Annotated in this window: 12 protein-coding genes; 6 read left to right on the top strand and 6 right to left on the bottom strand. The window is 64.9% G+C overall.

The features are described from left to right. Positions 1-3 precede the first annotated feature (3 nt). The 4 genes from JDV76_RS02880 to JDV76_RS02865 all read right to left on the bottom strand — a co-directional run bounded on the left by JDV76_RS02880 (position 4) and on the right by JDV76_RS02865 (position 4974). Entirely contained in the window at positions 4-348 is a 345-nt protein-coding gene (locus JDV76_RS02880) for a DUF485 domain-containing protein (RefSeq protein ID WP_198735389.1), read from the bottom strand. Between the two features lie 405 nt (positions 349-753). Beyond that, positions 754-3177 (bottom strand): HAD-IC family P-type ATPase, encoded by a 2424-nt coding sequence (locus tag JDV76_RS02875; protein WP_232958811.1) that lies wholly within the window; start codon positions 3175-3177, stop codon positions 754-756. 154 nt (positions 3178-3331) lie between these two features. Then, on the bottom strand, positions 3332-4117 hold the full coding sequence (locus tag JDV76_RS02870) for an enoyl-CoA hydratase (protein ID WP_198735388.1): 786 nt from the start codon (positions 4115-4117) through the stop codon (positions 3332-3334). Continuing rightward, positions 4114-4974 (bottom strand): aldo/keto reductase, encoded by an 861-nt coding sequence (locus tag JDV76_RS02865; protein WP_198735387.1) that lies wholly within the window; start codon positions 4972-4974, stop codon positions 4114-4116. Before JDV76_RS02865 ends, JDV76_RS02870 begins: the two co-directional genes overlap by 4 nt. 137 nt (positions 4975-5111) lie before the next feature. Between JDV76_RS02865 and JDV76_RS02860 the strand changes: the two genes are divergently transcribed. Genes JDV76_RS02860 through JDV76_RS02835 form a run of 6 tightly spaced genes read left to right on the top strand, consistent with a single transcriptional unit; the run spans position 5112 to position 10156 of the window. Further along, positions 5112-5381 carry a helix-turn-helix transcriptional regulator gene (locus JDV76_RS02860; RefSeq protein ID WP_198735386.1) on the top strand — a complete coding sequence of 90 codons (270 nt, stop codon included), beginning with the start codon at positions 5112-5114 and terminating at the stop codon, positions 5379-5381. A 22-nt stretch (positions 5382-5403) separates the two neighbouring features. Then, entirely contained in the window at positions 5404-5850 is a 447-nt protein-coding gene (locus tag JDV76_RS02855; protein ID WP_198735385.1) for a hypothetical protein, read from the top strand. After that, positions 5847-6428, top strand: coding sequence for a hypothetical protein (locus JDV76_RS02850; RefSeq protein WP_198735384.1), 582 nt, complete (start codon positions 5847-5849; stop codon positions 6426-6428). The genes JDV76_RS02855 and JDV76_RS02850 overlap by 4 nt, the downstream gene beginning before the upstream one ends. A 23-nt stretch (positions 6429-6451) precedes the next feature. Beyond that, positions 6452-7360 carry an ABC transporter ATP-binding protein gene (locus JDV76_RS02845; RefSeq protein ID WP_198735383.1) on the top strand — a complete coding sequence of 303 codons (909 nt, stop codon included), beginning with the start codon at positions 6452-6454 and terminating at the stop codon, positions 7358-7360. Continuing rightward, on the top strand, positions 7357-8601 hold the full coding sequence (locus JDV76_RS02840) for an ABC transporter permease (RefSeq protein ID WP_198735382.1): 1245 nt from the start codon (positions 7357-7359) through the stop codon (positions 8599-8601). Before JDV76_RS02845 ends, JDV76_RS02840 begins: the two co-directional genes overlap by 4 nt. Positions 8602-8647: 46 nt before the next feature. Further along, entirely contained in the window at positions 8648-10156 is a 1509-nt protein-coding gene (locus tag JDV76_RS02835; protein WP_198735381.1) for a carboxyl transferase domain-containing protein, read from the top strand. 83 nt (positions 10157-10239) lie between these two features. On the opposite strand, the gene fkpA is transcribed toward JDV76_RS02835, so the two are convergent. Continuing rightward, the gene (gene fkpA, locus JDV76_RS02830; protein ID WP_198735380.1) at positions 10240-10599 is read right to left on the bottom strand and encodes an FKBP-type peptidyl-prolyl cis-trans isomerase FkpA; all 360 of its coding nucleotides are present in this window, start codon (positions 10597-10599) and stop codon (positions 10240-10242) included. Positions 10600-10796: 197 nt separating this feature from the next. Further along, complete coding sequence (locus tag JDV76_RS02825) at positions 10797-12146, bottom strand: citrate synthase (protein ID WP_198735379.1); 1350 nt, start codon at positions 12144-12146, stop codon at positions 10797-10799. Between the last annotated feature and the right edge of the window lie 53 nt (positions 12147-12199).

Genomic DNA, 12199 nt, shown 5'->3' with positions numbered 1-12199 from the left:
TGATCAGCCTTCCATTCTCTCACGGATCGCGGCCGCCTTGGGCTCGATCTTCTTGTTGGCGAAGTTGATGTAGATCCAGGTGATGGCGAAGGTGGTCACGAACTGCAGTAGTCCCATGATCACGCCCCAGTTGACGTTGCCGAACACCGGAGTGCTCATCCAGTCCTTCGCGTACACCGCGAGGAGGACGTAGAACATGTACCAGAGGAAGAACGCGATACTCATCGGGAAGGCGAACCCACGGAACGTCTTCTTGAGGTCGAGGAATTCAGGATCTTTCTGCATGGCCCGGAATTCTGCGGCACCGGGTTCACGGCGCCGCACCGGGGCGGACGAGTCTGCACTCATGAGAGGGTCCTCTCGCTTTCTGTAATTAATTTTGACGGAGACGGAGACACTGTTCAGGTTGAGTGGAACAGTCGCTGAACGGCCGTCCGCTCTCCCACTTCGCACACCGCTGCCGGAGACCTGACGATGGTGACGGAACGGATCCGCCGGACGTCATTGTGCAAACGATCACAGAACAAGGTGTAGGTGTGAAGTTACCTAGCTCACGTTGCAATGTGAAAGCTAATCGCCCGAATTACTGCGTTCACAGTATTCACCCACCCCCATAAAAGGCCGCTACCGGCACTTTCCCCAATTGCCAACAACCCCCCATCGCCCGCTTGTTCGGGCGCTGTGAAGGTTGCGAATCGATTTTCGGCTTCGTAAGGAAACGGAAAAGACCTGAATCGAACCCCGGAACGCGTGTCACTCCCCGAAAGCGAAGACTCGCGGGGACATGCCCGATCGCTTCTGCCCGATCCACCACGACGCCTCAATCAGCACCGCACCAACACCACCGACCACGAGTGCCCGGAATAACAGCCCTGGGTCCGAGGCATCGAGGAACAGCAGACGAGCGAGAGGCGGCACCGAGAAGATGGTCACGTAGGCGACGGCACCGCTGACGATCAGCGCGATACGCCACCACTGGTACGGGCGGGCGACCACGGCGAGCACCCAGAGCGCCATGACGAGGGTTACCGTGAGGGTGGCCGTCCCCGCCTGCCGCACAGCGGAGTCCGGCGCGTGTGTCCCTGGATTTACCAGGATCCAGAACGCGACTGTAAATAAGCCGATCAGCAGCCCGGAGGGCAGCGCGAGGCGGAGGACGCGGGAGACGAAACCCGCCCGGGCCCGCTCATGGTTCGGTGCAAGCGACAGGATGAAGGCTGGGATCCCGATGGTGAACCAGCCGATCATCGTCACGTGGATCGGCTGAAACGGGAAGGTCATCCCGAACAGCCCGACCACCAGGGCCAGGACGATCGAGTAGATCGTCTTGGTGAGGAAGAGATTGGCGACCCTCTCGATGTTGCCGATGACCCGCCGTCCCTCCGCCACGACGTGGGGTAGGGTAGCGAACCGGTTGTCGAGGAGCACCACTTGTGCGACCGATCTGGTGGCGGGCGACCCCGAGCCCATGGCGACCCCGATCGACGCATCTTTCAATGCCAGCACGTCGTTGACACCATCGCCGGTCATCGCGACGGTGTGCCCCGCAGCCTGCAGGACACCGACCATGTCCCGCTTCTGTTCCGGGGTGACACGCCCGAAAACGGTGCCCTCGGTGACCTGCCGCGCGAAATCGGGGTCATCAGCCGCGGGCAGCTCTCGCGCATCGACGACCTTTCCCTCGAGCCCGAGGGATGCCGCGACAGCGCCCACGGAGACGGCGTTGTCCCCGGAGATGACCTTCACCTCCACCCCCTCACGGGCGAAGTACCCCAGTGTCTCTTCGGCATCCTCCCGGATCTTCTGCCGTAACACCACCAAGGCAGACGGGGTCAGTGACGCACAGCCCGGCGCGGCAGGGGATGCCGAGACATCTCCGAGTGCCGTCGCCCGGCAGAGCATCAGCACGCGCAAACCACGATCGATGTAGGGTTCCACAGCGGTGAGCGCCCCATCTCCGTCCGCGGTGAGGACATCGGGCGCACCGAGGACCCAGTCCCCCATCGCCACCGTGGACACCCCGGACCACTTGCGGGCGGAATCGAAGGGCACCGTCGCGACTACCTCGTCGGGATCGAGGTCGGCGACCCCGCCTGAAATCGCCTGCATGGTGTCGTTCTGATGGCCGTCGGCCGCCGCGATCGAGGCGAGTACCCGGCGCACCAGCTCCACATCGTCGTGGTCCCCCACCGGCGCGATCTCGTCGAGTTCCATCCGGTTCTCGGTCAGCGTGCCGGTCTTGTCGGCGCAGACGAGATCGACGCGGGCGAGACCCTCGATCGCAGGCAGCTCATTGATCAACGCCTTGCGTTTGCCCAGTCGGACAACCCCGACCGCGAACGCGATGGAGGTCATCAGCACGAGTCCCTCGGGCACCATCGGGACGAGGGCCGCGACCATGGACAAGACGGCTTCCTTCCATGGGGCTCCTGTCCGTCCAAGCTGGGTCCACACGGTGAGCACGCCCGTGGGGATGAGCAACCAGGTGATGATCCGGAGAATCTGGTTGATGCCGTCCATGAGCTGCGAGTTCGTCAGCGTGAACCGGCCGGCTTCCGCGATGAGCTTTGCCTGGTAGGAGTCCTCCCCGATGGCGGTGGCCTGGAACGTCCCGGACCCCGCCGTCACGTAGGAGCCCGACCGGATGGCGTCTCCGCTCTGTTTGACCACTGCGTCGGATTCCCCGGTGAGCATGGACTCGTCAACCTCGAGGCCGTCGGCGGAACGCACGTAGCCGTCGACGACGATCTGGTCTCCCGGACCGATGTCGATGAGGTCGTCGAGGACGATCTCATCGCGGACGATCTCGGTGGTCTGGCCGTCGCGGATCACACGGGGCCTCGATTCCCCGAGGATCGTCAACCGGTCGAGGGTTCGCTTGGCGCGGAGCTCCTGAATGATGCCGATCGCCGAGTTAGCGATGATGAGCAGACCGAAGGCCGCGTTGATGATCGACCCGGTGCTCAGGACGATAACGAGCAGCACGCCGAGGATCGCGTTGATCCGGGTGAAGACGTTGCTCCGCACAATGTCGGCGACGCTGCGGCCGGTGCGTCGTACCGCATGGTTGATCTGACCCGATTCCACCCGTTTACGTACGGACGCGGAGTCGAGCCCCTCCGGTCCGGTGGTGTGGCCAGTCGTGGCGACAGCGGTAGCTGCGGGATCCATTTTCATGGCGCCAACTCTAATCCGGGGAGCCCGTCAGAGGGCATTCACCGCCGCGCCCGCTGGAGCGGGTGGCAGGGCGTGCCGGGCCGGGCCACGGTTTCCGGAACGGTGCACGCGGCAGATCAGGGAGACCGGATGCTCTCACCCTCGGGTGGTGGGGTCACCGACCGGTGAAAACCGGGCCCCGTTTCTCCGTCCGTGCTGCCCGTGCCTCTGCGGCGTCCGCACTCGCCCAGCACGCCTCGTAGAGTTCCCGGGCTGCGGCACCGGTGCCGACGGCCGCTGTCCCGGTGTCGTTGAGAGCGAGTTTGAGCTGCCTCACCGAGAGCGGTGCGAGAGCGGCAACCCGGTCGGCGAGTTCCGCTGCATCCTGGGACCCGCCGGAGACATTGGAGAATCCGCATGCCGCGGCCTCGGTGGCGGACATCCGCAGACCACCGAGCATCAGTCCACGGGCTCGGGAACCACCGATGAGGTCGACGCACCGTCCGACGGTCCAGTCGTCGAGGGCAATGCCCAGTGCCGCGGGCGGGAGCCCGAACCAGGCGTCCGGCCCGACGACGCGCAGATCACTCGCCAACGCCAGTTGCAGACCGGCACCGATGCACGGTCCCTGGATGTCTGCGATCACCGGCAGCGGGCACTCCACGAGGGTCAGGAGGAGTTCCCCCAGAGTGTCGAGGAACTCGGGCGAATGCTCCTCATCTAGGTCCGCTCCCGCGCAGAACGCCGGTGGGGCACCCCGGAGCAGCAGTGCCCGAGGCCCGACTCCGTGTCCCGAGCGGGTCCCCTCCCGACCCGCGGCGCAGATGGCTCCGGTCAACGTGGCACAGAGTCCGGTGTCGAGGGCGTTGCGGACCCGGGGCCGATTCAGGGTGAGAACCCTCGTTCGGCCCTCGTCGTGGACGTGGAGCCGACGGTCTCCGGTTTTCTGTCCGGTGCTCATTCTTCGGGGAACGTCAGCGGGTCAGGACCGATCCGGCCCGCAATCGCGGAATCATCCAACGCCGTGATGCACTCCATGTCGCGGTCCCCGAGGTGGAAATCGAAGATGTCAAAGTTCTCGCTGATCCGCTTCGGATGCGCGGACTTCGGGATGACGATGTTGCCCAGTTGGAGATGCCAGCGGAGCATCACCTGCGCGGGAGTCCGGTCGTGGTCCTCGGCGATCCGCTTGACCACCGGGTTGTCGAGCCCCTTGCCCCGACCGATCGGGGACCATGCCTCAGTGGCAATCCCGCGCTCGCGGTTAACCTCACGGAGCCCCGCCTGGGAGAAACCGGGGTGCAGTTCGATCTGATTGAGAACGGGGGTGATCCCGGTGCCGGAGATCACCTCATCAAGGGTCTCGGCGTAGAAGTTTGAGACTCCGATCGATCGGATGCTCCCGAGCCCTTGGAGCTTCGCCATCGAGCTGAAGGTCTCCACGGCGAGCCCCTTCCGGGGGCAGGGCCAGTGGATGAGGTAGCAGTCCACGTAGTCGAGCCCGAGCCTGGACAGTGATTCCTGGAAGGCGCGGGTAGATTCCTCGGCGCCCTGGCGGTCGTTCCACAGTTTGGTGGTCACGAACAGCTCTTCGCGGGTGACGTCACCTGCGGCGATGGCGTCCCGGATGGCATTGCCCACCTGCTCCTCGTTGCCGTAGATGGCGGCAGTATCGATGTGCCGGTAGCCGACCTCGATGGCGTGCCGGACCGCGGTCACACACTCGTCGTCCTTCAGCTTGTAGACACCGAATCCGAGCTGCGGTATCTCGTTGCCGTCATTCAGGGTCACCGTCGTGGGGAAGGTCTTCTCAGTCATGGGCCCCATTGAACACCCATGTCCGGGGACGCGCACGGGGTCCGTGGGTACGGGGGCAGCGGACCCGCATCCCGATCCAGACAACGTCGAGAAACAAGATCTTGACATATTATTGTGTTTATACAACACTTTGGTTTATGTCTCCATCAAAGAGGCCGACGCGGCCAATTTACAATCGCATCAAGGTCCTGCGGACGGAACGCGGGATGTCCCGCGCCGATCTGGCGGCGGTCATCGAGGTCAACCCACAGACCGTCGGCGCCCTCGAGCGCGGAGACCACTACCCCAGCCTCGACCTGGCGATGCGCATCGCCGAGACCTTCCGACTGCCGGTCGAGGCAGTGTTCTCCCGCGAGGAGTTCAGCCCCATGTCCCACGACCTCTACCCCGCACCGATGACCCGGTGAAAGCACGGAAAGGAACACGACAATGACCGCACCCCGGACGATCACACCGATCGTTCCCCTGCGCGGGCGGCGCCTTCTCTCCGGATCATTCACGGCGGCCACCGCCGTCGCGACTCTGATCGGGATCGGGATCGGCACAGGCTCCGTGCCCGTGTACCTGTTCACCGCCGTCTGCGTCCTTCTCACAGTACTGTCCACCCGACTCGCCACGGTCACCGGGATGAACGACGGGTCCCGCAAACTGGACGAGTACGAGCACGCACAGAGGTCACACCGCCGCGTGCAGGCCCTGTGGATGCTGTCGGCCTGCGCCGGAGCGTGTGCACTGGTCATCGGGATCTCCGCGGAGTCCGGCTCGGTGGATCTGATCCGCGCCGCCACCGCGTTCCTCATGCTGGCTGTCCTGTTATACCTGACCTGGCCGAATCGCGTGACCACGTGGACCACACCCGACACGGAGGACGCGTGACCGGCCGCAGGTCCTCCCCGATGGCCCGCTACCGGCGGCACCGGTTGAACAGTTTCGAACGTCGCCGGGACGTCCTGGACTCCCGGTTCCACCGCTGGCGGAACCGTCACCACCGGCGGGCCCTGGTTCTCTTGTTCTCCGGGGTCTACCTCACCGGGGTGACACTCAGTGTCGTGGCGGTACTCCGCGAACAGGCGAACCTGCTCGCGGTCGCCGCGGTGCTGTCCCTGGTGGCCTGTGCCCTCTGGTTCACGATCCGCACCCTGATCCGACTGGAGGACATGGCCCCTCCGGAGTTCCTCGATGAATACGAACTGGCGCGGCAACTCCGACTGCGCGCCGCGACCACCCACTTCTACTACGCGATCGGCCTAGTCTACGCCGGAATCATCACCTTTGGATCGGTCTGGGCGCTGGACAAAGGGTGGGCGATGCGCGATCTGTACGACCTCACGTACACGACCGGCATGACGATGTTTCTCATCATCGGCTTGATCGGCGCCATCCCCGGACTCGTGCTCGCCTGGACCCTTCCCGACCCGACCGACCCCGATCTGTTGTTCCCCTACGCGGACTGAAAACCAGAAGGAAAACAAACCCCATGACACACTCACCATCCCCGCTCGTCATCGACGGGATATCCAAGAGATACGGCGACCTCACCGCTCTCGACGGCATGACCTTCACCGTGTACCCCGGCGAGATCTACGGCTTCGTCGGCTCCAACGGAGCCGGCAAGTCAACCACCATGCGCATCGCGCTCGGGGTGATCTCAGCCGACTCCGGAGAGGTCCGACTCGGTGACCAACCACTCACCGAATCCTCCCGTCGACGCATCGGCTACATGCCCGAGGAGCGAGGCCTCTACCCGAAGGAGAAGATCGGCGCACAGCTGACCTACCTCGCCCGCCTGCACGGCGTCGACAGATCCTCGGCGGAGTCCCGCACCACCGGGCTCCTCAAAAAGCTCGGGCTCAGCGACCGAGTCGGCGACCAACTAGAGTCGCTGTCCCTCGGCAACCAGCAGCGCGTGCAGTTGGCCGCCGCTCTCGTCCACGACCCCGATGTCCTCGTCCTAGATGAACCGTTCTCGGGCCTCGATCCCGTGGCAGTGAACGTGATGAGCGAGATCCTCGTCGAGCGGGCGGAGGCGGGGATCCCAGTCCTATTCTCCTCCCACCAGCTCGACCTCGTCCAACGCCTCTGCCACCGCGTCGGGATCATCGCCGCCGGCCGGATGCGCGCAGAAGGCACCGTCGACGAGCTCCGGGACACCGGTGAGGACACCTACGAGGTGCATGTCGACGCCCCCGGTGACTGGTGGCGGGCGGTGCCCGGAACCACCGCAGTCAGCGGCGGCGACACCGTGACATTACTCACCCTCACCCCCGGTTCCCCGGCCACCGACCAGGACATCCTGCGCGCCGCGATGGCCGCCGGTCCCGTCCATCATTTCACCCGCCGTCGCCCCGACCTGTCCGATCTGTTCCAGGAAGTAGTGAAACCATGAGCCATCCGACCGACACCTATTCTTCGACTGCGGCGATCCGGTTGATCGCCGCACGTGAGGCACGCGCCGTACTCACCCGGAAATCCGTCTGGGTGACCCTCGCCATCATGCTCGTCGCCGTCCTCGGCGGTCTCGGCTGGGGCGCCTGGCAGGGATCGAAGGAGAACGCACCGCAGGTCATCGGCTACGTCGGTGCGGAACCCGCAGCGCTCTCGGCCGTGGCGGGCGCCGGTGGCGACGGCCCCTCCGTGGAGTCTGCCGGGTACCCGGACCAAAACACCGCACTGGAGGCGCTCTCCGCCGGAGACATTGACGCCCTCTACCGACCCGCAGACTCCGGCACGGGATGGGAACTGGTCTCCGAGTCCTCCGCCGACACGGACTCCCTCGCTGTTCTCCGGGCGGCGCAGGGGGAGATCACGGGGGAGGAACTGCTCTCCACACTCGGAGTAAGCGCCGATCGGGTCGCGGAGATCACCGCCGCCGGCACTGTGACGACCGTCCGCGTCGACGGTGGATCGGACGGTGGGGCCTTCGGGGACCCACGCACAGCGGGCACGGTCATGGTCACCCTCATCGGACTCGGCGTGCTGGTGATGTCGGTAATGATGTTCGCCATCACCATCGGCTCCGCGGTCATCGAGGAGAAGTCCTCCCGGGTCGTGGAACTCATGGTCGCTACGGTCCGTCCCCTGGACCTGCTGTGGGGCAAAATTATCGGCGTCGGCGGCGTGGGGTTGGCGTTCGTCGCCACGCTGTTCGCCGTCACGGCCGCGGGGCTCGGCCTCACTGGGATCGGCGAACGCTTCGACGTGGAGATCGATCTCACGGTCCTGCCCATCCTGCTACTGTTCTACATCCTCGGCTACCTCTTCTTCTCTGTGCTCTACGCTGCAGCCGGTTCCCTGGTGTCCCGGATGGAGGATTTCCAGGGGGTGCAGACACCGGTGATCCTGCTGCTGATGGCCGTGATCTACCTCCCTTTCTTCGGATTGGCGCAGGTCGATTCGACGTTCATGCGGGCAGCTGCCTGGGTGCCGCCGTTCTCCTCGTCGACGATTCCCCTGCAGTACGCGGTGGGCAACGTCGGTGTGGGAGGAGTCCTGGGTGCCGCTCTGCTCCTCGCCCTCGCGACCGTCGCGACCAGCTGGTTGGCCGCCCGGATCTACCGCTCGTCGATCCTGCACACTGGTTCACCCGTCGGCTGGTTGAAGGCACTGCGCCGGGTATCGCGGAGCTGACCCGGAACCGGCCCTGCCGACTGTTCCGGCGGCTACAGTGTCAGCCATGACGAACACCACCTCCCGCGACCTCATCGACCAGGTTCTCGACCCCGGATCCTTCATTTCCTGGGACACCCCACCCGTGTACGGGGACATCAGCGACGACTACCGGGCGACCCTCCGACGCGCCCGGGAGAAATCCGGCGTGGACGAGGCGGTCATCACCGGTGAGGGAACCGTCAACGGTGCGCGGGTGGCGTTCGTCCTGAGTGAGTTCGGGTTCCTCGGTGGTTCCATCGGGGCGGCGACCGCCCGCCGGATCATCGACGGAATCCACCGGGCGACGGACGGTGGACTCCCGCTGCTGATCTCACCCGCATCCGGCGGGACCCGGATGCAGGAGGGGACCCCGGCATTCGCACTGATGGTCTCCATCACGACCGCGGTCTACCGGCACAAGGACGCACATCTGCCGTTCCTGGTGTACCTCCGGAACCCCACAACCGGTGGGGTGATGGCGTCCTGGGGCTCCGCCGGGCACTTCACGTTCGCGGAGCCCGGTGCGCTGCTGGGATTCCTCGGCCCACGGGTCGTCGAACTCACCACGGGCACCCCGATGCCGGAGGGCGTGCAACGCGCGGAGAACCTGGCGGCCCGCGGCGTCATCGACGGAGTCGTCTCCCCCAGCCAGTTACGGGAGGCAGTGGTAAAGATCGTCGATGTTCTGCGTCCCCAGACCACGGACGCGCACTCCATCAACGGCGCGGCGACCACGGCTCCGGAGGAGCCCCGGATCGACGTGTGGGACGCGATCACCGCCACTCGGCGCACCGACAGGCCCGGGCTCCGGAGTATCGTCGACCGACTCTCCGAACACCTCATCCAGTTGTCCGGGACCGGCGACGGTCGCGTCTCCCCCGCGGTCATCGTCGCGCTCACCCGGATCAAGGGACAGCCCTGCGTACTCATCGGCCAGGACCGGCACGCCCAGCCGCCACACGCGGACACCGAGCTCGGCCCGGCCGCGCTCCGCTTCGCCCGCCGAGGTGTGGCACTGGCCCACGGCCTGAGGCTGCCACTGGTCAGTGTCATCGACACACCGGGCGCGGAGTTGTCCGCCGCGGCAGAGGAGGCCGGCATGGCGGGGTCGATCGCCCGGACTCTCGGCGAGCTCGTGGACGTCGACGTCCCGACGGTCTCCGTGATCCTCGGACAGGGCTGCGGCGGAGGGGCGCTGTCGATGCTGCCCGCGGATACCGTCCTGGCGGCCGAACACGCCTGGCTCTCCCCGCTCCCACCCGAGGGCGCCTCGGCCATCATCCACCGCGACACAACCCACGCTCCGGAGATGATGCGTGAGCAGCGGGTCTCGGCGTTCGCGCTGCGGGAGGCGGGCATCGTGGACACGCTCATCCCGGAGAACCCCGACGCGGCGGACGAACCGGACGAGTTCACAACCCGAGTTCTCTGCTCCGTCGCCGCCGCCCTCCGGGATCTGGCGTCCGATCCAACCAAGGTTGGCCGCGAGCACAGGTTCCGGCACTACGAGCAGTGGGCCATCGGCCAGGGATGAAACCCGGGTGAACGACAAACCGCCGTCCGGCCATTCGGCCGGGCGGCGGTTTCCCCGTTGTATGCGGAACGGCGTGACTTCCGTCAGCCGACGCTGATCAGGTCGATCACGAAGACCAGGGTGCGACCGGACAGGGGGTGCCCACCGCCGGCGGGACCGTAGGCAGCCTCCGGCGGGATGGTCAGCTGGCGACGACCACCGACCTTCATGCCCGGAATCCCCTCCTGCCATCCGGCGATGAGACGGTGAAGGGGAAACTCGATGGTCTGTCCACGGTCCCACGAGGAGTCGAACTCCTCGCCCGTCTCGAAGTCGACGCCGACGTAGTGCACCTCCACCAGTCCGTTCGGCTGTGCCTCGGGGCCGTCACCTTCGATGAGGTCGACGACGACGATGTCCTCCGGGGCGGGGCCAGTCTGTGCTTCAATCGTGGGCTTGTCCATGAACGCTCCTTTGGGCTTTAGACGTAATGTGCGGTGTCGCGACAATGGACCCGAACCATCAGATTCAAGGGCTGTCGTCACGATGCCGAAAGCCACCTTACGTGGGTTTTCTCGCCCTAAAGAAATCTGGGGGGGATGCCGGACAGGGAAAAACCCGCGGAAAACCGCGGGTACTTCCACCGGAATCAGCGCGGTGATTAACGCTCCGGGCGCGGCACGAAGTCGCGCAAGGTCTCGCCGGTGTAGACCTGGCGCGGACGGTAGATCTTCGAAGCGGGGTTCTCGATGAGCTCGCGGTACTGGGCGATCCAGCCCGGCAGACGGCCCATGGCGAAGAGCACCGTGAAGAAGTCCGTGGGGAAGCCCATCGCACGGTAGATGAGACCCGTGTAGAAGTCGACGTTCGGGTACAGCTTGCGGGAGATGAAGTAGTCGTCCGCGAGAGCGATCTCCTCCAGGTTCAGGGCGAGATCGAGCAGCTCGTCGCCGCCCATCTTCTCCAGCACCTCGTGCGCGGTCGACTTGATGATCGCCGCACGCGGGTCGTAGTTCTTGTAGACACGGTGACCGAAGCCCATGAGTCGGACACCGGCTTCCTTGTTCTTGACACGGGTCATGAAGTCGGTCGCGTCGCCACCGTTGGCCTTGATCTCGTCAAGCATCTCGAGAACAGCCTGGTTAGCGCCGCCGTGGAGCGGACCGGACAGCGCATTGATACCCGCGGCGATGGAGACGAACATATTCGCCTGCGCGGACGCGACCATACGCACGGTCGAAGTGGAGCAATTCTGCTCGTGATCTGCGTGCAGAATGAGCAACTGATCCAAAGCCTTGGACATGACCGGGTCGACCTCGTAATCCTCGGTCGGGAAGCCAAACATCATTCGGAGGAAGTTCTCACGGGCATTGAGCTTGTTGTCCGGGTACATCCACGGTTCACCGTGCCGGGCTCGGTGCGCCATCGCAGCCAGCATCGGAACCTTAGCCATCAGACGGACCGTGGCCTTGTCACGGTGCTCCGAATCCAGCGGATCCAGGGAGTCCTGGTAGTAGGTCGAGAGAATGTTGAGAGAGGACGCCAGAACCGACATAGGGTGCGCGTCACGGGGGAAAACCCGGAACTGGCTCTTAAAGTCCTCGTCGATGAGGGTGTGGTGTCGAATATCCGCGTTGAACTTCTCCAACTGCGCCTGCGTCGGCAGCTCACCGTGGATCAGCAGGTAGGACACTTCGTTGAAAGTTGCCTTCTCCGCGAGGTCCTCGATGGCATAACCGCGGTAACGCAGAATGCCCTTATCACCGTCGATAAAGGTGATAGCGGACTCCGTGGAGCCGGTGCTGACATAGCCCGGGTCGTAGGTGACGAGTCCGGTCTCGGCGAGCATCTTGCCCAGGACGATGCCGTCCTGACCTTCGGAAGCACGCTTAATGTCCATCTCGAACTCACCACCGGGGTAGTGAAGTACGGCCTTGTCCTTGTTGTCAGTTGCCACAATGTACCTTTCAAGCTTTGTTAAGTGTCGCCCTCCCGGATCTGGGACGGCCATTGCACCGCATAGTGTTACGTCCCGTTGGACTCACACGCCTCACCGAGGGGTGT

The sequence above is a fragment of the Corynebacterium marambiense genome (assembly GCF_016342275.1).
GTDB classification, from domain to species: Bacteria; Actinomycetota; Actinomycetes; order Mycobacteriales; family Mycobacteriaceae; genus Corynebacterium; species Corynebacterium marambiense.
Note: the sequence above shows the minus strand (reverse complement) of the source record. Positions and strands in the feature narration are given on the sequence as shown.